Genomic DNA, 20,170 nt, shown 5'->3' on the forward strand with positions numbered 1-20,170 from the left:
ATCAAGCCTGGTTGTTTCTCATGATTCAAGGCGTTCTTTTGATTGCCCTGGCCTCGCTGCTTTGGGGCACGACGGGGATAGTCGCCAAATTCCTGTTCAACGGCACTGAGCTGGCCGCCATTACTCTTGGCTTTTTGCGGCTGGTGGTGGCGTTGCCGTTTTTCTGGTTACTGATGCGCCGCGAGCAACGTCAACTCAGCCGCGACCATCCCGGCGAAAAGATGGCGGGGAGCTCCTTGCGATCTCTGGGCTGGAAAGCCTTCCTGCCCCTGGCTGCACTCGGTTTATTCCAGGCGTTCTATCAGGGCAGTTATTTGCTGGCGGTGGACCTGACCGGTGCAGGGATCGCGACGCTGATTTCTTTGTGCCTCCCCCCCGTATTGGTCGCCATACTGGCCGCTCCGCTGCTGGGCGAGAAACCCACGCTGCTTACGGTACTGGCGGCGATTGCCGCTATTCTGGGTACGGGCATGCTGGTGGCCAGTGATGTAGACACCGCAGGTACGCTGAGGGTCGCCGGAATATTAATGGCACTTTTGGCCGCTGCGGTTTACACCGGTTTCACACTGACCAGTCGATACAGCTCAGCCGGCACTCCGGTTTTCACCACCGCGTTTATCTGCTTTTTTACCGCCGCCATTCTTCTGCTGCCCGCCGTGTTGGTAAGCGACGGTTTCTCGGACCTGGGCACACTGGCGTTTAGACACTGGCTGATGGTGGCCTACATTGGCGTGGTGCCCACCTGCATCGGCTACCTGTGTTTCTTTACGGGCATGAAGACCACGCCCGCGACACTGTCCAGCATCATTGTCACGCTGGAGCCGCTGTTCGTGGCTCTGCTGGCATGGCTGATTCTGGGGGAAGTGTTGGGGCCGATCGGCATTGCCGGAGCACTGATTCTGGTGGCCGCGGTGATTGTGGCGTCGCGCTATGGCAACCGCGCCAGTGCCAGCCAGAAGGGCTGACACTGGCCTGCGCCACAGCGGGGAAAATCAGCTGTCTTTGCGCTGTTTCTCCATCATGTCTGGCTGCAGAATCTCAATCCAGTAACCATCCGGGTCTTTGATAAACGCCAGGCCTTTCATTTTGCCGTCATCGGGCTTTTTCACGAATTCCACACCCAACTTCTCAAAGCGTTCGCTGGCCGCATACACATCCGGGACTGCGATGCCGATATGGCCAAAACCCTGGGGCTGGTCGTTACCGTTGTGATAGGCGAAATCGGGGTCGTTCTCGGTTCCCCAGTTGTGGGTCAGCTCCAGCATGGCCTCTCGGCCGAAGGTGTAGGTGGTGCGATGGCCATCATCATTGGGCACGAACTGAGCCTGTTTGTCATCGAGATAGCCCAGGAAATACAGGGTGAACTTCATTTCCGGGAAATCCAGCTTGCGAACCAGGCGCATGCCCAGCACCCGAGTGTAGAAATCCATGGATCGCTCGGGTTCTTTAATGCGCAACATGGTCTGGTTGAACACGTAACCTTCGGTTTCCGGGACCGGGGCGTCGTGCAGGCCCGGCGCCTGTTCAAAATGCTTGGGCATAGGGATCTCTCTCAGTCGGTTTTGGGCTTCAACTTACCTACCTGCGTGCGCCCGGCATGGATTTCAAGGGCATACGTAAGCTTTCCGGCCCTGTGGTAAACTTCGCTCACTTTGTCATCCACCCAGTTCAGAGATCCCTCCAGCATGGATTTTCAGGCGCCCAACACCCTGGCCGAACAGATTGCCAGCTACCTGGCAACCCGCATCATGACCGGACAAATCCGGCCTGGACAGCGCATTCAGGAAGCGAACCTGGCAACCGAGTTGAAGGTCAGCCGGGCCTCCGTGAAGGAAGCCCTGTACACACTTGAGCGGTGGCATCTGGTTGAGATCACGCCACGCAAAGGCGCCTCGGCCACGCAACTGAATGCCGACTACGCCTCCGAACTCTACGACGTTTACATGCACCTGTTGATCATGCTCGCGACTCGCTTATGTGAGCGCTGGCAGGAGGCCGACAAACAGCGCCTGCTGGACGCCGTAGGGCAGGTTGTCACGCAGATTAAACAGCCAGGCACAGACATTACCTCGGTGGTTAAAACCAGCTTTGAGGTTATGGAAACCTGCTGCGATGTAGTCGGCAATCCTTATCTCACCGAGGCCTTGTCCAATTTCAAACCGGCGGTGAGCCGCGCCTATTACCTCAGTGCCGAGCGCTACCGCCAGGGGCTGGCCCAGACCAGCCAGTTCTTCGCAGAGCTACCAAAGGCTGTACTGGAGAGGGACACCACAAAGGCCAGGGAACTGATTCAGGGCTTTGCGGAACACCAGAAGCAGCTGATCCGCCAGGCGCTGGCCTGAAACCTCCCTTCACGTTGTGAACCGGCTCACAGATCGCCAGCTCCCCCGGGCTTAAAGTAACACTGTGTAACAATGAATCACCGCAGCTTTGGTTCTGTTGTCCCTACGGCCCTTCAGATGGCAACCAAGCCTCTGAATAACAAAAATAATCAGTCGAAAACCGGGGCCAACATGTTATTCACCGCCTGTGATCGTTTCAGAGTCTCTGCCGCCTGCCTGTTGCTTCTCGGCGGTACTACCCTCGCATTGCCAGCCGCCGCCGATTTCAAGCCGCTGGATGATTCAACCCTGTCATCCGTTACCGGGCAGGCCGGCGTGACCATCGAGCTGGAAACCAAGCTCAATATCGACAGCCTGACCTGGACCGACCAGGGCGCACTCAGCGTTAATGGCTTGCGATTGTCTGGCCACAACGACACCGTTCTGGACAATATGAAGCTGACCATCGATATTGCCGGTGACGGTGAAGTACTCGAACACGGTTTCTCGGAAATCGCACGTCGGGCGGCAGCTGGCCAGCTGGACACCAGCAATCCCGATGTCGCGGATGCCCTGGCCAAATATGCCGTCGGCGGCAGCTACGGTAAACGGTTCAACAGCGGAGACCTGGTGATTCACCTGGGCGCAACCGATTACGGTGACCCGGCCAGTCTGGACGACTACCTCCAGGCTGTGGACTTCGAGCTTGGCATCGACAGCGTGACCACCACCGGTTCTGAGGGCAGCACCAACCTGTTCTCCAACATTCTTCTTCAGGGTTATGTCGGCCCGACCGATCTGGTCATCAGAAACGGCGGCACCTCTACCCGAACCCTGGGCAATGGCAGCACGGTATCGGGCTCTGAGCTGCAGTTAGACACCCATTTCGAAATCACCAACGGCAGCCTTGAATGGGAAGCGTCTGATCTGATTTTGCTGTTTAACTTCGCGGCGGTGGGCATTGAAGGTTTGCAGATTCACAACCGTCGGGGTAACGACACTCTGGGCCATTTCGGCATGGCCAGTGTCACCGCAAAGCTCGCCCAGGGCACCAGCGCCCGCTCCGGCAAGAGCGGTCTCTCCATCCATGATGTTGAGTTCCGGGCTGATATTGATATGCCGGTGTTCAAGGTGGGTGGCACCAGTATCGGCTCAGTACAGTTTACGGATTTCGCCATCACCAACACCACCATGATGGTTTACGGCCACTGACCGGAACTGGACAGACCCCTCACCCGTAGGGTAAAACTGCTCGCCTGAAATCGGGCGGGCAGGCAATGGAAAGCAGCACTGAAAGCGACTACCAGAAACAGACATCCTGGCGGAGACTTTTCGTTTTCACGCTGATTTTTCTGGCGATGACCGCAGCAGGGATTTACGCGGTTTACGACCGATTTGCGGGCCGCAGTTTCCAATTCGATACCCGGCTGCTGTCCCCGGACATCCTCGCGCTTTCCCTTGTGCTGCTTGCGGTGTATTTCCTGTCTGACGGCCTGCGCCTGCACTACACACTAAGGGCCCTTGGCCACAACCTGCCCTTTTGCAAGCTGTTCAAGCTGGTGTTTATCAACCTGTTCTTTTCCAACGTCACACCCATGGCCACCGGCGGCGGGTTTGCCCAAGTATGGTACCTTACCCAAAACAAGGTTCCGGTTGCGAGGGCAACGGCCGCAACCACCATCCGCACCGTGCTGGCTGTCATTTTCATATTTTCTCTGACACCGCTTTTTCTGCTGACGCTCGATGCGTTGGATGGACAGGCCTGGTCTTCTGATATCGCCACGGCACTGATCGTGTTCGTGTGTGGTTATCTGGGATTCTTCACCGTGCTGCTGCTCCGCACGCGCTGGCTGATCCGGCCACTGAGCGCCCTGATTGCGGCGCTTCGAGCCTGCCACGTCATCAATGAGTGCCGGCATGACCGCTGGCAGTTCAAGTTGCGGCGGGAGTTGCTCCGGTTTTCCCAGTGTTTCACGGACTACCTGAAGGGACGGCCAAAGCACATTCTGCTCTCCATTCTTTTTACCGCACTGTTTCTGCTCAGCCTGTTCAGCTTTCCGGCTCTGCTGATTCACGGCCTGGGTTACGAGGTGGACTATCTCATTACCGTCGGTTTGCTGGTGATCACCACGTTTATTATGTATTTCGCCCCCACACCGGGAGCTTCCGGCATTTCCGAAGGGGTATTTGGCAGCTTTTTCCAGGACCTTCTTTCTGGCAACCACCTGGTTCTGGTCACTATTGCCTGGCGTTTCCTGACCATCTACCTGGGCATGATCATCGGCTTGGTCGTGATGCAACGGGAACTTCTCAAAAAACACAGGGGCCCGGAATGATTCGCAGGAACCCGCTGAAGCTGCTGTTCTATCTTTGCCTGCTGATGGTGCTGGCACTAGTGGGATACAAAGTGTATCTCAACTTCTTCAAGCAGGATTTTGAAGCGCTCCACAGTGACCAGGTTGAACGGATTTACCAACGCACTTCTCCTGGCGCAGGAATCCGCTTTGCCGTCGTGGGCAACATCAACAACTCGGTGGGCATCTTTGAGCGGCGCATTATTCCGGCGCTGAACGCTACGGATCTGGATTTTCTGGTGTCTGCCGGCAACGCAGTCAGCGGTGGCGGTGAGGACAAATATCGAGCTCTGCAGGGCACACTGAGCCACCTGAACATGCCTTACCTGCTGACCTTCGGCCCCAACGAGTACGATGACTTCGGCAGCTTCCGGTTTTATGAGCACTACGGGCCGCATTTCTACAGCGTGCGCACCGGCAACACTCGGCTGATTTTCCTGGACAGCACAGGCAAAACACCCTGGGCCTGGCAGATGCGATGGCTCCGGGATCTTCTGGCGAATGACACCAGCAACGCCCACGTCCTGTTTGTTGGCCACCCACCGCTAACGCCCAACACGCCTGCGCTCTTTGATGACGAAGACGACTACCTGCAGCCGGAGGCGTTTCGTTCCGAGTTACTGGACGTTATCAGCAAATACGACATTGGCCTGGTGTTCTCCGCCAATGTAGCGCTCTATGACGAGCAACAGATTGGCAACACCCGTTTCATTACCAGCGGCGGCGCGGGAGGCCTGGTGCTGAACACGGATGACAGCTTCTACCACTACGTTGAAGTGGCGATATCCCCGGATGGCGATATCCAGCATGAGATGAAGCCGCTGGAGGTTGGCCAGCATCCGATCTGGAAACAACTGGAGAGCCTCTGGTTTTTCATTTACTCGCTGTTCTACACCGGCTACCTGAATTTCATTCTGATTGTTGCGGTATTAGTCGCCATCACCATCAAACTGTATCAGCTGATTTTCATCGGCAAGGATTACTACCCGGATTACGACCTGGACCCAACGCCCTGGCTGGACAAGCCCATTCGGGTGGCCATGTTCACCAACAACTACCTGCCTTTTATCGGCGGCGTGCCAATCTCTATTGAGCGCTTGCGCAGTGGGCTGGAAAACCAGGGTGATGAAACGCTGATCGTGGCGCCCCGCTATAAAAACCAGCCGGAACAGGAAACCAACGTGGTGCGTGTGCCGTCCATGCTTGCCATGGGAGAAAAGCGTGAGTTCCGCCTGGCCAACGTATTCCTGGCTCGAATCCGTAAACAGGTGCGGGCGTTCAAGCCGGATGTTATCCATCTGCACCACCCTTTCTGGCTGGGTAGCCTGGGCCTGTTCATGGCGCGGCGCCTCAGGATTCCTGCGGTCTACACGTATCACACCAGGCTGGAGCACTACGCGCACTTCGTGCCGCTGCCGGGCATGCTGTTCCGTAATCTGATCTCCCACGCCCTGATCAAGCGCTTTGCCAACCGCTGCGACAGCGTCATCGTGCCGACCTATTCTACGGAAGAATATTTACGCATGATCGGCGTGAAAACGCCCACATTCGTCCAGCCCACAGGCATTGAATACAACCGGTTTCAGTCCGTAGACGAGGCGCAGCTTCAAGCCCTTCGGGAACAGCTGGGGCTGACGAATCAGAAAGTCTTTATCAGTGTCGCCCGGCTGTCGAACGAAAAGAACATCGACTTCATGATTACTGCGATCGACCGACTGCGCCGGGAAACGGAGGTGCCTTTCCGTTTTCTGATGATTGGCGACGGGCATCAGCGGGATCGGCTGCAGAAGAAAATCGAGAGCCTGGGGCTGGAATCTCACTTCTATCTGGCCGGCGCCATTCAGCCGGAAGACATGGCGCTCTGGTACAACCTGGGTGATGCCTTTCTGTTTGCCTCCAAATCAGAAACCCAGGGCATGGTGATTCTTGAAGCCATGTCGGCTGGCTTACCGGTGGTGGCGGTGCGCTCCAGCGGTATTGATGATGTGGTGCGCGATGGCCAGAACGGTTTCAAAACGCCGGAAAACCAGGGCCGCTGGACCGCCTGTGCCCGACAACTGCTTGAAGACGACGCACTGCGAGAGGAGCTGTCGCAAAAGGCCCGGCACTTCGCCGCGGATTATTCCGTTGAGCAGTTCGCCAAAGACGTGCGCGGTATCTATGCCAACAGCCTGGCCGCCAGAGCCAAGCTCAAAAAGCACCGGAACGGATAACGAGTGGCAGTTCCCCTTGATCGGTTTACACTGAAAAGACGTAAACAACGCCATACTCTGACAGCTTTTTGAGGGAGATTTCTGTGACCGGCATTCCTGTTGGCATCAGCACTTGCCTGCTCGGCAAGGAGGTTCGCCACGACGGCGGCCACAAGCATTCCCGGTACTGCACTCAGGTGCTGGCAAAGCATTTTGAGTTTCGTTCGATTTGCCCGGAGCTGGAAGCCGGCCTGGGTGTGCCGCGCCCAGCCATTCATCTGCGAGCCCATGAAGACGGAATCCATCTGGTCGAGAACAAAGGCACCGCTGACCACACCGAGGCCATGCAGGGATTTATTCAGCAGGTTCTGCCATCACTGGCCGACCTGAGGGGGTATATCCTGATGGCAAAATCTCCCAGCTGCGGCATGGAGCGGATCAAGATCCACAACGCCGATGGCGCCTTCATGAACCGAGATGGCCGGGGCATGTTTGCGGACGCCTTGATCAAAGCCTATCCGCTCATGCCCGTTGAAGAAGAAGGCCGGCTGAATGACGACCTGTTGCGGGAAAACTTCATCGAGCGGGTATTTGCCTACGATGACTGGATGCAGAACGTTGCCGGCGAGAAGCTGACCAAACAATCGCTGCTGGATTTTCACAAGCGCCACAAGTTTACCCTGCTGGCGCACTCAGAGAAGATCTACCGGCAGCTCGGCCCCATGTTAAGCGATCTGAAATCCGAACCGCTGGCACAGATTGCCGACCGCTACATTCACGGCTTCATGGAAGCCATGACACAGCGGGTCAGCCGGGGTTCTCACATGAATGCCATGCACCACCTGCTGGGTTATCTGAAGGACGGCATGAGCCCGGCGGATAAGACCGTGCTGCTGGAGCAGATTGAAGCCTATCGCCGGGGAGAAGTGCCTTTGGTTGTGCCTATGACGCTGTTACGCCTGGCACAGCGCAGGGAGCCCGTGGACTACCTGCACACCCAGAAGTATCTGACCCCCTACCCGGACGAGCTGGGGCTGCGAAACAACGTATAACCGGTTTCCGCAAACAAAAACGGGGCAGATGGTTAAACCACCTGTCCCGTTTTTTTAACCGACGCTGCTCAGAAACCGTAGAGCAAAGACAGCGACGTTTCGGTGTCGGTCTTGTCTGAACCTTCCGGCGCATCCGATACATGCTTCACCCGGAACGCCACTTTCATGGACAGGCTGTTCACGATGGTGCTCTGCAAGGAGGTCTCAGACTGGGTGATGGTGTTGTTGTCATCCAGGCCGATTTCCGTGCTCAGTTTCTGCCGGAACAGGGAGGTTTCAGACAAACCGTAATCGAACTGGCCTGCCAGCCGCGCGATGGCTTCTTCTTCCACGTCACGACCGGTGTCCACGTCCACCTGCTCGAGCTTGTTGTAGCGATAACCGGCGCCGGCAGACAGGTCCAGGAAGGAACGGTCGCCAGACTGCCACACCCGGTTGCCATAACCGGTGGTCAGGGTGGATTCAAAGTCGTAGCCGGAGAAACGGTCATCTTCCCAGGACCCGCGAACAAACCAGTACTGCTGGTCGTCGAACTTGTGGTCGGCTTCCAGTGCAGCCTTGTATTCCTCGGCAGTGGTTTCGTCTTCCGCCTCGGTGTACTTGGAACTGAAATCGCCGCTGTTACGCCAGGTGCCGGTTTCGTGAATCAGCCCCAGCCGGCCGTTCACCTTGGTTTCCTCGCTGTTACCGGAGGTCACCAACACACCCAGTTCGGCTTCGCCTTTCCAGTTTCCGCTTTCCTGGGCATGAACCATCGGGGCCAGTGCCATACAGGCGACTACCAGCGGTTTCCTGATCAACATAGTTTCTCCTTGGTTGAGTTTTCTTTAATTCGACGCAGACTTACGTGCGTTTTCCCCCTCCAGACTTCTGCGGGCCTGTTGCTCCCACTCGGCCTTCTTTCGGGCCTTGCGCTCGGCAATAATGCGGGCCGCTTCGCCACCCACGTGGGCTTCGCCACGTTCCTCGGCCAGACGCATCTGGCGCTCGCGCTCCTTGAACCGGGCTTTCTGCTCCTCGGTCAGCGAGTCGATGCACTGGTGGCAGCTCACACCCTGCTCATATTCCGGGTGCTGTTTATCGTCTTCGGTAATGGGCCGGCGACAGGCGTGGCACTGGTCGTAATCACCACGCTCCAGGTTATGGTTGACGGTAACCCGGTCGTCGAATACAAAACACTCGCCCTGCCACAGGCTCTGCTCCTGAGGCACCTCTTCCAGGTACTTCAGAATGCCGCCCTTGAGGTGATACACCTCGTCAAACCCCTGTTCTTTCAGGTAAGCGGTGGACTTTTCGCAACGAATGCCGCCGGTACAGAACATGGCGACTTTCTTGTGTTTTTGCGGGTCCAGATTCTGTTTCACATACTCGGGAAATTCCCGGAAGGTGTCAGTGGCCGGATTGACGGCGTTTTTGAAGGTACCAATCTCCACTTCATACTGGTTACGGGTGTCGACCAGCAGCACTTCCGGGTCTGAAATCAGGTCGTTCCATTCTTTGGGGTCTACGTAGGTACCCACGACGCGTTTCGGGTCGATACCTTGCACGCCCATGGTGACGATTTCTTTCTTGAGTTTGACCTTGGTGCGTTTGAACGGCTGGAATTCCACGAAGGATTCTTTGTAATCCACGCCTTCAAAGCGGTCGTCGCTGGCAATCCAGGCTTTTACGGCGTCGATGCCTTCACGGCTGCCGGCGATGGTGCCGTTGATGCCTTCACGGGCCAGCAGCAGGGTGCCGTGGACGTCTTTTTCCAGCATGAGGTTCAGCAGGGGCTGGCGTAGGTCTTTGTAATCATTCAATACTGCGAACTTGTACAGTGCGCAGACAACGATGTTGTTGCTCATGGTTTTCTCCTGCGGGCCGGATCGTAAATCCGGAGCATGGTTTGATAAATATCACGAAAGGCGCAGAGTTTAGCGAATTGGGTGCTAGGCGCAAGTTGGGAATGGCCGCATTTTAGTGCCTTGGGGCTCGCCCTGGGAGGGGGATAGCTTTCCAAAATACGCTGTGAATACTTCCCTGTACGCTCGGCTCCGCCATCCATGGCTCCGCACGATTTTGGAAAGCTATCCCCCACCCACGGCTAAGTCCTCAATGGGCCGTCAGGATTAAATGTTATAGCCTGAGACGAGCCTCAGTCAGCCGTTTTATTCAGTTCACGCTCCACAACAGCCGATAGCTGTCCCCAGCCCGGGCGGGTCAGCTGGATGTTGTCGACCATCACGGTAGGTGTGCTGGTTACGCGCATTTGCATGCCAACCTGCAGGCTTTGTTCAACGGCTTCTTTGTGGAGTTCGCTGGTCATGCACAGGCGGAAGCGGCGTTCTTCCAGTTCCAGATCACCGGCGTATCGGGTGAAGGTGGTCACCGGGTCGTTGGAGCCGCTCCAATCTGACTGAGAGCCATACAATTTGTCGTGCATGGCCCAGTATTCCCCTTGGTCGCCAGCGCAGCGAGCGGCCTGGGCCGCGGGCATGGCGTTCGGGTGTTGGCGCAGGGGCAGGTCGAAGTAGACGAAGCGGACTTTGCCGCTTTCAACGTACTCTGCTTTCAGGCGCTGGCTGGCGGAGGAGAAGCTGGCGCAGGCGGGGCACTGGTAGTCGGCGAATTCACGGACGACAACGGGGGCGTCTTCTGCGCCGATGGAGGTGCCGTATTGATCCAGTGCGGCCGGGAACGGGGCTGCGTTGGGCGCGGCTACGGGCAGATCGTCAGAGGTGGGTGCGGGCGGGGTGGTCAGCAGGTAGGCTCCGGCAATAACCGCCAGCACGACCAGGGCCGCAACGGCAATCAGTACGGGCTTTTTGTTTCGGTGTTTACGGGGCGCGGGGGCTCCGGTGTGTTTACGTCTTTTTGCTTCACCCATCTTGGGCTCCTTGTGTTTTGTCCAGTCACCTGTTGGAGCGATTTACCAACGCTACCCAGGCAGGCTACGATCCCCTATATCCTGAGAAAGTTCCAATAAAAATCAAGGACCAGCCATGCCAATTCCCACTCAGTTGAAAGATTCCCTCTCGTTGCCACTGATTGCAGCGCCCATGTTTCTGATTTCGTCGCCGCGTCTGGCGCTGGCTTGCTGCAAGGCGGGTATCGTCGGCAGTTTTCCTGCGTTGAACCAGCGCAGCAGTGAGGAATTTGAAGAATGGCTGGTTCAGATGAACGCGGAACTGGCCCAATGGAAAAGGGCCAATCCGGACAAGATTACAGCCCCCTACGCGGTCAATCTGGTGGTGCATCGCACCAATCCACGCTGGCAGGCCGATCTTGAGCTGTGTGTGAAGCATCGGGTGCCGATGGTGATTACGTCACTGGGTGCCGCGAGCCAGGTGGTTCAGGCAGTTCACAGCTATGGCGGGCTGGTGTTCCACGATGTCACAAATCAGAAGCACGCGCGCAAGGCGGCGGAAGCTGGCGTGGACGGCATTATTGCTGTGAGTGCCGGGGCCGGCGGACATGCGGGCACGGTAAATCCGTTTGTGCTGGTGCACGAGATTCGTGAGGTGTTCGACGGCACCGTGCTGTTGGCCGGAGGCCTGTCCCACGGAGAAGACCTCCTCGCCACGCAGGCCCTGGGGGCCGATCTGGCCTACATGGGCACGCGATTTATCAATACCGAGGAATCCGAGGCGGAAGACGCCTACCGGAAGATGATCATGGAAGCGGTGTCTGCAGACATTATTCACACCCCTGCGGTTTCCGGTGTTCCTGCCAGCTTCATGCGCCAGAGCCTTGAGGCGGCGGGTTTTGATATGGCCAAGCTGAACCAGGCTGGTGATGTGAATTACGGTGAGAAGCTCAAACCCATGGACGACGAGGCCAAGGCCTGGAAAACCGTTTGGTCTGCGGGCCAGGGTGTGAGCCAGATTCACGATATTCCGAGTGTTGAGGCCTTGGTGAGTCGGCTTAAAGAGGAATATCAGCAGGCCCGCTCACGGTTGCTCTGAAAGGCTGGCGGCTTTCTCGCTGGCAAAGTTGAGCAGCTCCGGGAAGAACTGGAGAAAGCGGGCTTCGAGCTGCTCATCGTTCTCCCGGATTTCTTCGATGATGCCTGCGAACTGATTGGCGAAACGAATGCGGCTGGCCACCCGATCCAAGGCGTAGCCGATGTTTTCAAAGTCTTCGTAGGCCCCAAACCAGTCGTACTCCACCATGCGACGGGTGACGGTGACCATGTTGGGCGGCATGAGGTGTTCACGGGCTCGCAGTTCGCAGTAGATCTGCTGCACAAATGCATCGCGGCGGCATTGGGCGAAGCGTCGCCAGTGCCTCAGCAAGTAGTGGTCGTAGAGTATATCCAGAGCCACGCCGGCAAAGCGCCTGCGCTCTTTGGAAAACAGTTGTTTGCTGGCCAGAACCTCAGGGTGCTGGTCGGTGAACACGTCTACCGCAAGGTGGTGACGCAGGCCTTGTAAAACCGGTCCCGGCAGCGTTGCGAAGTCGACGCCCCGGGTGAAGTCGCCAAGAATGCTGCCCACGCGCGCCTCCGGGGAATCGGGGGCTAGAAAGGCGTGGGCGAGATGGTTCATGGTTCAGTCGTCTTCAAGTTCGATTTCGTTCGCAAAGAACCGCCCGGGTGCCACTTCCTCATAATCTACTTCCAGTAGCGGGCGCTGCCCAAGATTAACGCTGTCCTGCAACTCAACGCAGCTTAGATCATCATCAAACTCTGTTTGAACGGTGGTGATCGTCATGGGAACTCCGAACACCGTGATGGACGCTGTGCAGCTGATGGCACTCAACCGTCCGGTGAGCTCGTACTGGTCGCTGTCACTGTTACCTTCTTCGCGCTCAATTCTGGTGGCTTCCAGGAACACGCTGTCACCAACGCCTGAGCGTTCAATGCCCTCCACTTCCAGCTCATACTGACCGTTCAGGTCCGCCAGCCGGATTCGCTGTTCGCTGTCGTCATCGGAAATGATGGTCTGCGGTGTCACCTTTACCAACACGCCGCCAACCTGGAAGGTATCGTCACTGAAGTTGATACTGTTTGGGTCGATTACGCCCTTGACCGAGGCGTTGCCTTCCCGAGCTTCAATCTCTTCGGCCAGCACTGAACCATCGGTCTGGAATTCGCCTTCCACCTGAATGAGCAAGCCAGCAACGAGATCTTCAGCCGCCAGGCCATCGTCAAATTCGGTGTTGTTATCCACCCGTACGGTCAGGCCGTTGATTCTGAAGGTTCGGGCAACCGCATTCCAGGCGGTGTTCACCGGCCCCGCAAACTCGATGTCATCATCGTCACCGCGACGATACAGGCGGGTCTCGCCTTCGTTCAATTCATCGGCGACGAGAACGCCGTCAGTCATGGACCCTTCTACTTCAACCAGCAGCAGTTCGCTCAGGTCCTCTTCGCTCAAGCCGTTGCTGAATGAAATGTCACTGTAGGTGACTTTCTGGCCATTGATGGTGAACTCATTAAGGCTGGTGCTCAAAGACCCCTGATCAATGCGCCCTTCAATTTCCACATCCGAAGGGTCGTCGCTGATCACACCCAGGTAGCTCGCCCGATAACTGCCATCCGGCTGGCGCCAGGCACTGACTCTTACGGATGCGTCATCTGCCAGCGTATCCAGTGCGGTTCCTTTGAAGACAGTCTGTCTATCGACACTGATCAACTGGCCATAGACCGTAAAAGTGACGCTCTCGACCACGCCGTCGGGATCCGTTATTTGCTGCACGTTTGCCACGGGGCCCCGGAAAGTGTCGTCGTATTCAACGGAATCGGCCCGGCCCTGGCCGTCCTCGTTCCACTCGCCTTCGATGCGCAGGATCATGCCTTCGCTCAGTTGATCTTCACGGTCAATGCCGTCATTGCTGCTGACTTCACCGTCGGTTTCAAACTTAACCCCGTTGACGAACACGCTGCCAAAGCCAGACACTGGCCCGACACTGGAGCCGGTACCCCGGATGCCGCCATCGGCGATGCCAATGCCGCCACCACCGCCCCCGCAGGCACTCAATATGCCCATGGCCAGTGGCGCGACCAGCAGGGATAAACGTGTGGAGCGTTGTTCAGGCTTCATTGTGATCTCCCGCCAGCCATCCGGGCCGGCTGTGTTATCAGGTATCCCTTGAAAGTACCGGATCTTCAAAATAGAAAATACTGATTCCGGTACGTACCGGGGCTCCGGTTTTGATATGACTGCCCAGCCCCGAAACGTCGACGTCGTGGGGCCCCAGCCAGGCATCCAGATCTTCAAGCAGCCCCTGGGAGCGTTCCGCGGCGTGCTTGCGCCAACGCTCGATAATTTCCGGGGGTATGTTGTCGTACGTCAGTGTTCTCTGGAACAGTGGCTGCCGACTACCTTCACTGCTGGCCAGGTTGTAATCAATAGTCGATATAAGGTCAGATACGTCTTCGCCGAAGATCTGGAGCAGTTCCGCACTATCCCCTGCCGGCACATAAGCACGCTGGCGCAACTCCAGCCTGCCGGATTGGCCCTCGACCGCTACAACCCCGACTCTCAGCAGCTCATCCAGTACCGCCCTGGGCGGCATATCACCACTGTAGTGTCGTACCAGCTCGGTAAAGCTGCCCGGGCCTTCGAAGGCCAGCGTCGCTGGCTTGCCGTCTTCAGTCTGGAACACGGAATCATGCACCCAGCCAGACACAACGCGGGAAGCACGGTTGGCATTGGAGCGGCCTTCGGGCGCTGCGTCATCAATCGCGAGGATTTCCCGCTGCCGCTTGACTTCTTTTCGGGTCAGCCCGGTCATTACGGCGGCACGGGAATCGGTCGGTTTGCGGCGGCCATCGGTGAAATCCTCCAGCGCCGCCTCCACATAAGCCCGTTTGACCAGTTCAGAGAATTCCCCGAACGGAACACCATTACGGAGCAGCAGCCTGGCCAGGGGACGCAGGATGCGGAACAAAGCTTTGTGCAGAGGGTTGGTCTTGGCGTTGGTCATGTTTGGGATTGTATTCCCATGGTGTATCGAAAAGCCAGAACGGGCTGCCCGTCAGGCAGCCCGACTCACCAGGGGCGGTCAATCATCCAGGTCATCGGTGAGGACATACTCACCGCCGGTGGTTGCCCGGTACTCTACTTCAACCTCGTTCCCGACCCGGACTCCCGACGCAAGGTAGCCATTGAGCAGGATTTCGAGATTCATAAAGGTCACAGACGTTGTGCTGATCGCATCAACCCGGGCTTCCAGTTCAAAGCTGTCATCATCGTCGTCATCTTCTCGCTCAATGGTGAAGGCTTCGAGATAGCCGCCATCGGTGTTGCGCTGACGACCTTCAATCTCCACGAAATCACCCACCTGAAAGGCATCAACATCGTCTGCCCGGTTACGGCGGTCGTCGTCATCGTCGTCATCATCGATCAAGGTATTGGGGGTTAACTGCACCCGCAGGCCGCTGACCGTGAGAATCTCGTTGCTCCGATCGATCGCTTCAATTTTTCCGTCCAGTTCGGCATCGCCTTCCCGGCCTTCGATTTCTTCTGCAATCAGCACGCCGCTGCGAAAATCGCCTTCCACGTTGACGAAGAGGCCATCCTGAAGGCTGCCTGTTCGAAGATCATCAAACTCGGTGTCGCTGGTGTAGCGAACCTGAACACCATTGATCATGAAGCTGGCGGTGGTGCTGTCGAAGCTATAGATATCGCCAGAGATTTCTACGTCGTCATTGTCATCAAAGAGATCGTCTTCGTCGTCGATTTCTCGGGCCATGAACGTACCATTATCCAGGTAGCCTTCGACTTCCACGGCCAGCCCGTCGGTCAGGGCATTCAGATCAAAATCGTCATCACCGCGGGCCAGCTGATAGTCGATCGTTATCCCATTAATGGTGAAGGTTTGTGCCTGCGCATCCAGGCCGGTAATAACCCCTTCGATCTCCACTTCATTGTCGTCATCAAACGCCACACCGATGGCCCGCGCGCCCACGTAGCTGGCTCGGAAACTGCCGTCATCCAGCCGCCAACCGCTGACCCTCACGCGATAGCCCGCCGGCGTGGCTGCGAGCTCACCGGGTGTAGCACCGCGGAACACGGTCTGGTTGTTGAGAATCACTGTCTGCCCCAACAGCTCAAGCTGTCCGGCTTTGGCGGTGGCATCCCAGCTTGCACTGGTGAGGGGGCCACGCAGGGTGTCATCGTAGGTGATGTCGTCGGCTCGCCCCTGGCCCCGATCATCCCAGCTGCCTTTAACCTTCAGCACCATGCCTTTATCCAGCTGATCTTCACGTTCAATGCCATCGTCGCTGCTGACGCGGCCATTGGTCACAAACCGGGTGCCATTCACATACACACTACCGAACCCGGTTACGGCACCGACACTGGTGCCCTCACTGCCCGCGTTGACAGTCCCGCCGGTGGAGCCTGAGCCACCACCGCCACAGGCCACCAGAGTGCCCACCAGAGATGCAGCCAAAACCTTTTGTACTGCGGTGAAAAGTCCGTTGCGTTTCATGTATTTTCTCCTGATTTTGCTGTTTCAGTCGTCTTCCATACAACACTTTGTGGGATATTTTTCCCACTATTTAATTGGGAAATTATTCCCATTTATGGAATTTGTCCAGTTTTTGAACATGAAACTTTTGTGAACTCTGAGCGTGATCGGTCGTATATTCCTCGCACCAATGAACAAACAGGGGGGCGGTACTGTGCTGGGATTTCTGAAAGGCAATCCGAAAAAGAAGCTGCAGAAAGCGTATGAAGAAAAGCTGACCAAGGCTCTCCATGCCCAGCGCAACGGTGACTTACGCAGCCACGGCACGCTGATGGAGGAAGCGGAAAAGCTCTATGCGGAAATTAAAAAACTGGAGCAAAGCAACGATTAATCGCCCATGAGCTGGCGCACCCGTTGGTTGAGGCGGGCGACTTCGCGGCGCATGTCCTGGACTTCATCGAGTAAATCCAGTGAAACCGCCAGCCCGGGCAGGTTGAGCTTCAAATCCCGCTGCAGGCGCAAGGCCTTTTGCAGTCGACTCAAAGCATTCACATCAAACTGCCACTGGTGAGCTTCGCGCCACTCCTCAACCGGCGTGATGATGCCGTAGTCCACCAGCTTGATAACAAACTCGGCATGGCACTCCCCGCGCTCGCAGATTTCCCGCAAGGTAAATGTGTTGCCGTTGGTGTCCGTTAATTCTACGGTCAGGATCTGGTCTTTGCTGGTCATGCCTGCCCCCGTTTACACATGCAGCTTGCTGCGTGGATTGAAGTTCTTTTCCAGTTCGGCCAACTGCTCATAGAGCTTTTCAGCCTCTGGCGAGTGCTGTTCCGGCATAGCCACCTGCAACACGATGATCTGATCCCCAGGATGTTTACCCGGGAAGCCCTTGCCCTTCAGGCGAAGCTTGCGGCCACTGCTGGAGCCTTTGGGTACTTTCACATTCACTTTTCCACCCGCCGTCGGCACCGTCACTGTGGCACCCAAAGCCGCTTCCCAGGGCGCAATCGGAACGGTGACCAGAACGTCATGACCTTCCACGGTGAAATGCGGGTGAGGTGCCAGCTCCACCTCGATAAACAAATCACCGGGCTGGCCGCCGCCTACGCCCGGAGCACCCTGCCCTTTAAGGCGAATGTGCTGGCCGTCATGCATGCCTGCGGGGATTTTCACCTTCAGGGTTTTCTGGCGAGGAGCAAGCCGGCCGTGGGCATCGGCATCGTGCACGGTGAACGACACCTGCTTCTCACATCCGTTCATCGCCTCTTCAAGGAACAGCGCCAGGCGCGCGTGCACATCTTCGCCCCGCATCCTCATATTTTGACGGAACCCGCCACCACCGAACCCACCGCCCGATGACGCCCCGCCGTGCCGGCCTCCGCCAAAAATCTCCTCGAAGAAATCACTGAACTGGCGGGCATCGGCTTCGGTATAGCCGCCACCACCAAAACCAGAGGCACTCTGCCAGCCCGGCGGCGGCTGGAAGGAGCCATCGGCCCGAGCGCCGTATTTCCGGAGCTGGTCATACTCGGCCCGTTTCTCCGGGTCTTTCAGTACTTCGTAGGCTTCGCCTACATCTTTGAACTTATCGGTGGCGTTGTCTTCCTTGCTGACGTCCGGATGATACTTTCGGGCCAGTTTGCGATAGGCCTTCTTGACCTCCTCGGGGGTGGCAGACTCACTCACACCCAAAACGGCGTAATAGTCTTTAAAGTCCATGGAACTCCTCACAGCGGGTCAAAGGGCATCCTATGAATTCTAATCATTGTCTCTGGCCCCAAAAATACAAGGACGATCGGAGGCAAAATTGACCAACACGGTGACATGCCCTGAATAGCGACAGCAGATCCTTGTGACCCTGCTCACACAGTTTTGTAACTGGCCGCAAAGGACAAACTTCTGGCCTACCTGTCGATTCAAAGATCGGCCAATGCCGCCCACTATCCTCAGTGCAGTATCTGAAACAAAAATAATTATCCCTTACACACGGAGATACAAGCATGAAGAACAACCACAAGAAATGGCTGTCTGGAGTCGGCCAACTGCGGTCTGTCGCGGTCGTCTGTGCGGCGGTGTTGTTTACCGGCTGTACCGATCTCGGCTACCTGCTCAGCAACGACAAGGTGACGGATGCGGATAACGACAAGGTGGTTTTTGTCGGTGATTCAATTTTTGCGCTGTCGGGCGAAATTCAGAATCAGCTGGAATCCAAGGCAGGTGAAACCTTCCTGCGTTACACCGTGTCTGGCGCAGAACTCTCGGGGGAGCTGATTGCCCCGTCCATTCCCAACCAGTTCCGCGAGGCGATTGCCGACAACCCCGGTATCGACACGATTGTCGGTGATGCCGGCGGCAACGATATTCTGATCCCTGCCATTGCATTCAATTCAAACAAATGCAAAACCCCCTGGTACCGTTTCGGACGGCTGAGCCAGGAGTGCATCGACTTCATTGATGATATTTACGTAGAAGGCGTGGATTTCCTCAATGAGATGGCCGAGTCCGGTGTGCAGCAAGGTATTCTGGTGGGCTACTACTACACCAAAAACGGGCTGTTCCGCCTGAAAGACCTCAAAGAAGCGGTCGATTATGGCAACGCCACACTGGCACGGGCCTGTGAGAACTCCGTGCTGAACTGCCAGTTTGTGGATCCACGCCCGGTAATCAACGAAAGCGACATCATTTTCGATGGCATTCACCCGGCAGACAGCGGTTCGCAGAAAATTGCAGACCTGATCTGGCCAAAACTCCAGCCTATGCTCTGACAGTAACAGGAACCTGGTGGTCGCATACGCGGCCACCAGACTTCAAAGGGCAAACCAATGAGTTCGAAAACACGCTATGGAATACTCGCGGCCGTTATCACCGGTGCCGCAATCGCCAGTTATCTCTACCTGCAGCCGGATGATCGTGTGCAACAGATCCTGGCGTCGGAAGGTCACCGTGCAACCCAGCCGCAATCACAGTCGCCAGCCTCGGCCCGACAAGGCTCATCACAACAGGTGGTCGAACTGGCGGTGCAATACCTGGAACGCTACGGCGAAACCATAACCGAGCCTGCAACCCAGGCACGACTGTTTAACGAGCGCCGGGCCCTGTTGCAACAACATCCCGAAACCGGCGGCCAGTTGTTCGATGACGCCGTTGAAACGGCCTTTCCGGAACTTTACTCAGACATCATGGCGCTGATGGCGAACCTGGACACCTACAATCAGTGGCTGGACAACCACGAACTGCGCCTGCAGGCACTCCCTGCCCTTCAGCGGGAAACCGAGCTCTGGCAGCAGCGCGAAGCAATCTTTGGCGCCCTGGCCAGCCAGATCTGGGCAGAAGAGGAGTCGTACCTGGAAGAGAAATCCCAGGTCTTCCAGCAAAAAGTAGCACACCTTGAGGATGCCAATGAGCTGCAATTGACGGAGCTGGCCCATCAACTGCAAACCAGTGCAGAGGAGGTCTACGGCGGTGACATGACCCAACAGTTCGCGGGTTCAGGCGCCCTGGGGCACGCCCTGTTCAGCATGGACAGCGTGCAACACCAGCTGCAGCAGTTGCCGTCTGAACAACGCCAGCAGGCGATTAACAACCTCCGGCAGCAGCTAGGCTACTCCGAGGTTGCCGTCGAACGAATGGCAAAGCAGGATCAGATGCGGGAAGAGAAGTGGCAAAAGGGCAAAGCCTATATGGCTGAACGCGATGCGTTGAGCCAACGCCTGTCTGGAGAAGCCCTGGACGCGGCTCTGAGCGCACTGCGTGAAGAACACTTCGGCATGGCTGCGCCCACCATCGCCCGGGAAGAGGAGCAAGGATTTCACCGCTTTGAACGGCCAAGGAAGTACGGGGTGAACTGA

General features: G+C 56.8%; 20 protein-coding genes. 10 read left to right on the top strand and 10 right to left on the bottom strand.

Annotated elements, in window-relative coordinates; translation table 11 throughout:
* Window positions 1–20 precede the first annotated feature (20 nt).
* A complete protein-coding gene (locus QPL95_RS10040) occupies window positions 21–965 on the top strand; it encodes a DMT family transporter (protein WP_303290840.1) in 945 nt (314 codons plus the stop codon).
* Between the two features lie 27 nt (window positions 966–992).
* Here the strand turns inward: QPL95_RS10040 and gloA are convergent, their stop codons facing one another.
* A complete protein-coding gene (gene gloA / locus QPL95_RS10045) occupies window positions 993–1,541 on the bottom strand; it encodes a lactoylglutathione lyase (protein ID WP_303290841.1) in 549 nt (182 codons plus the stop codon).
* A gap of 144 nt (window positions 1,542–1,685) precedes the next feature.
* On the opposite strand from gloA, the gene QPL95_RS10050 reads away from it, so the two are divergent.
* The 5 genes from QPL95_RS10050 (at window position 1,686) to QPL95_RS10070 (ending at window position 7,919) form a co-directional block, all read left to right on the top strand.
* Window positions 1,686–2,342 carry a GntR family transcriptional regulator gene (locus tag QPL95_RS10050; protein WP_303290842.1) on the top strand — a complete coding sequence of 219 codons (657 nt, stop codon included), beginning with the start codon at window positions 1,686–1,688 and terminating at the stop codon, window positions 2,340–2,342.
* Between the two features lie 171 nt (window positions 2,343–2,513).
* Entirely contained in the window at window positions 2,514–3,533 is a 1,020-nt protein-coding gene (locus QPL95_RS10055; protein WP_368389750.1) for a DUF6160 family protein, read from the top strand.
* 65 nt (window positions 3,534–3,598) lie between these two features.
* Entirely contained in the window at window positions 3,599–4,657 is a 1,059-nt protein-coding gene (locus QPL95_RS10060; protein WP_303290844.1) for a lysylphosphatidylglycerol synthase transmembrane domain-containing protein, read from the top strand.
* Window positions 4,654–6,888: a glycosyltransferase gene (locus QPL95_RS10065; RefSeq protein ID WP_303290845.1), complete on the top strand. Its 2,235-nt coding sequence runs from the start codon at window positions 4,654–4,656 to the stop codon at window positions 6,886–6,888. The genes QPL95_RS10060 and QPL95_RS10065 overlap by 4 nt, the downstream gene beginning before the upstream one ends.
* A gap of 83 nt (window positions 6,889–6,971) precedes the next feature.
* Window positions 6,972–7,919, top strand: a complete 948-nt coding sequence (locus QPL95_RS10070) for a DUF523 and DUF1722 domain-containing protein (protein WP_303290847.1) — start codon at window positions 6,972–6,974, stop codon at window positions 7,917–7,919.
* A 68-nt stretch (window positions 7,920–7,987) separates the two neighbouring features.
* Here the strand turns inward: QPL95_RS10070 and QPL95_RS10075 are convergent, their stop codons facing one another.
* The 3 genes from QPL95_RS10075 to QPL95_RS10085 form a co-directional block, all read right to left on the bottom strand.
* A complete protein-coding gene (locus QPL95_RS10075; protein ID WP_094623759.1) occupies window positions 7,988–8,722 on the bottom strand; it encodes a YdiY family protein in 735 nt (244 codons plus the stop codon).
* Between the two features lie 24 nt (window positions 8,723–8,746).
* Window positions 8,747–9,766, bottom strand: coding sequence for a rhodanese-related sulfurtransferase (locus QPL95_RS10080; RefSeq protein ID WP_286816151.1), 1,020 nt, complete (start codon window positions 9,764–9,766; stop codon window positions 8,747–8,749).
* Window positions 9,767–10,056: 290 nt separating this feature from the next.
* A complete protein-coding gene (locus QPL95_RS10085) occupies window positions 10,057–10,788 on the bottom strand; it encodes a thioredoxin domain-containing protein (RefSeq protein WP_303290848.1) in 732 nt (243 codons plus the stop codon).
* Between the two features lie 115 nt (window positions 10,789–10,903).
* Here QPL95_RS10085 and QPL95_RS10090 point away from each other — a divergent pair, with 115 nt between their 5' ends.
* Window positions 10,904–11,866 carry a nitronate monooxygenase family protein gene (locus QPL95_RS10090; protein ID WP_303290849.1) on the top strand — a complete coding sequence of 321 codons (963 nt, stop codon included), beginning with the start codon at window positions 10,904–10,906 and terminating at the stop codon, window positions 11,864–11,866.
* Here the strand turns inward: QPL95_RS10090 and QPL95_RS10095 are convergent.
* The 4 genes from QPL95_RS10095 to QPL95_RS10110 form a co-directional block, all read right to left on the bottom strand.
* Window positions 11,852–12,448: an ACP phosphodiesterase gene (locus QPL95_RS10095; RefSeq protein ID WP_303290850.1), complete on the bottom strand. Its 597-nt coding sequence runs from the start codon at window positions 12,446–12,448 to the stop codon at window positions 11,852–11,854. The genes QPL95_RS10090 and QPL95_RS10095 overlap by 15 nt on opposite strands.
* 3 nt (window positions 12,449–12,451) lie before the next feature.
* The gene (locus QPL95_RS10100; RefSeq protein ID WP_303290851.1) at window positions 12,452–13,945 is read right to left on the bottom strand and encodes a DUF5666 domain-containing protein; all 1,494 of its coding nucleotides are present in this window, start codon (window positions 13,943–13,945) and stop codon (window positions 12,452–12,454) included.
* Window positions 13,946–13,982: 37 nt separating this feature from the next.
* On the bottom strand, window positions 13,983–14,831 hold the full coding sequence (locus QPL95_RS10105; protein ID WP_303290852.1) for a DUF6502 family protein: 849 nt from the start codon (window positions 14,829–14,831) through the stop codon (window positions 13,983–13,985).
* Window positions 14,832–14,909: 78 nt separating this feature from the next.
* Window positions 14,910–16,340 carry a DUF5666 domain-containing protein gene (locus QPL95_RS10110; RefSeq protein ID WP_303290853.1) on the bottom strand — a complete coding sequence of 477 codons (1,431 nt, stop codon included), beginning with the start codon at window positions 16,338–16,340 and terminating at the stop codon, window positions 14,910–14,912.
* Between the two features lie 193 nt (window positions 16,341–16,533).
* On the opposite strand from QPL95_RS10110, the gene QPL95_RS10115 reads away from it, so the two are divergent.
* Window positions 16,534–16,710, top strand: coding sequence for a DUF6435 family protein (locus QPL95_RS10115; protein ID WP_303291232.1), 177 nt, complete (start codon window positions 16,534–16,536; stop codon window positions 16,708–16,710).
* On the opposite strand, the gene QPL95_RS10120 is transcribed toward QPL95_RS10115, so the two are convergent.
* Complete coding sequence (locus tag QPL95_RS10120) at window positions 16,707–17,051, bottom strand: chaperone modulator CbpM (protein ID WP_303290854.1); 345 nt, start codon at window positions 17,049–17,051, stop codon at window positions 16,707–16,709. The genes QPL95_RS10115 and QPL95_RS10120 overlap by 4 nt on opposite strands.
* A 12-nt stretch (window positions 17,052–17,063) precedes the next feature.
* Entirely contained in the window at window positions 17,064–18,041 is a 978-nt protein-coding gene (locus tag QPL95_RS10125) for a DnaJ C-terminal domain-containing protein (RefSeq protein WP_303290855.1), read from the bottom strand.
* A gap of 281 nt (window positions 18,042–18,322) precedes the next feature.
* On the opposite strand from QPL95_RS10125, the gene QPL95_RS10130 reads away from it, so the two are divergent.
* Together QPL95_RS10130 and QPL95_RS10135 are read left to right on the top strand one after the other, a co-directional pair.
* Window positions 18,323–19,087, top strand: a complete 765-nt coding sequence (locus tag QPL95_RS10130; protein WP_303290856.1) for an SGNH/GDSL hydrolase family protein — start codon at window positions 18,323–18,325, stop codon at window positions 19,085–19,087.
* Window positions 19,088–19,144: 57 nt separating this feature from the next.
* Window positions 19,145–20,170: a hypothetical protein gene (locus QPL95_RS10135; RefSeq protein ID WP_303290857.1), complete on the top strand. Its 1,026-nt coding sequence runs from the start codon at window positions 19,145–19,147 to the stop codon at window positions 20,168–20,170.

Source organism: Marinobacter sp. SS5-14b (genome assembly GCF_030541005.1).
In the GTDB taxonomy this organism is placed as follows: Bacteria; Pseudomonadota; Gammaproteobacteria; order Pseudomonadales; family Oleiphilaceae; genus Marinobacter.

Excerpts from the sequence above, each read along its gene's own strand:
- QPL95_RS10135 (WP_303290857.1), top strand. The coding sequence starts at position 19,145 with ATGAGTTCGAAAACACGCTATGGAATACTCGCGGCCGTTATCACCGGT.
- QPL95_RS10105 (WP_303290852.1), bottom strand. The coding sequence starts at position 14,831 with ATGACCAACGCCAAGACCAACCCTCTGCACAAAGCTTTGTTCCGCATC.
- QPL95_RS10050 (WP_303290842.1), top strand. The coding sequence starts at position 1,686 with ATGGATTTTCAGGCGCCCAACACCCTGGCCGAACAGATTGCCAGCTAC.
- QPL95_RS10110 (WP_303290853.1), bottom strand. The coding sequence starts at position 16,340 with ATGAAACGCAACGGACTTTTCACCGCAGTACAAAAGGTTTTGGCTGCA.
- QPL95_RS10090 (WP_303290849.1), top strand. The coding sequence starts at position 10,904 with ATGCCAATTCCCACTCAGTTGAAAGATTCCCTCTCGTTGCCACTGATT.
- QPL95_RS10120 (WP_303290854.1), bottom strand. The coding sequence starts at position 17,051 with ATGACCAGCAAAGACCAGATCCTGACCGTAGAATTAACGGACACCAAC.
- QPL95_RS10130 (WP_303290856.1), top strand. The coding sequence starts at position 18,323 with ATGAAGAACAACCACAAGAAATGGCTGTCTGGAGTCGGCCAACTGCGG.
- QPL95_RS10095 (WP_303290850.1), bottom strand. The coding sequence starts at position 12,448 with ATGAACCATCTCGCCCACGCCTTTCTAGCCCCCGATTCCCCGGAGGCG.
- QPL95_RS10040 (WP_303290840.1), top strand. The coding sequence starts at position 21 with ATGATTCAAGGCGTTCTTTTGATTGCCCTGGCCTCGCTGCTTTGGGGC.
- QPL95_RS10085 (WP_303290848.1), bottom strand. The coding sequence starts at position 10,788 with ATGGGTGAAGCAAAAAGACGTAAACACACCGGAGCCCCCGCGCCCCGT.
- QPL95_RS10080 (WP_286816151.1), bottom strand. The coding sequence starts at position 9,766 with ATGAGCAACAACATCGTTGTCTGCGCACTGTACAAGTTCGCAGTATTG.
- QPL95_RS10125 (WP_303290855.1), bottom strand. The coding sequence starts at position 18,041 with ATGGACTTTAAAGACTATTACGCCGTTTTGGGTGTGAGTGAGTCTGCC.
- QPL95_RS10055 (WP_368389750.1), top strand. The coding sequence starts at position 2,514 with ATGTTATTCACCGCCTGTGATCGTTTCAGAGTCTCTGCCGCCTGCCTG.
- QPL95_RS10100 (WP_303290851.1), bottom strand. The coding sequence starts at position 13,945 with ATGAAGCCTGAACAACGCTCCACACGTTTATCCCTGCTGGTCGCGCCA.
- QPL95_RS10065 (WP_303290845.1), top strand. The coding sequence starts at position 4,654 with ATGATTCGCAGGAACCCGCTGAAGCTGCTGTTCTATCTTTGCCTGCTG.
- gloA (WP_303290841.1), bottom strand. The coding sequence starts at position 1,541 with ATGCCCAAGCATTTTGAACAGGCGCCGGGCCTGCACGACGCCCCGGTC.
- QPL95_RS10075 (WP_094623759.1), bottom strand. The coding sequence starts at position 8,722 with ATGTTGATCAGGAAACCGCTGGTAGTCGCCTGTATGGCACTGGCCCCG.
- QPL95_RS10060 (WP_303290844.1), top strand. The coding sequence starts at position 3,599 with ATGGAAAGCAGCACTGAAAGCGACTACCAGAAACAGACATCCTGGCGG.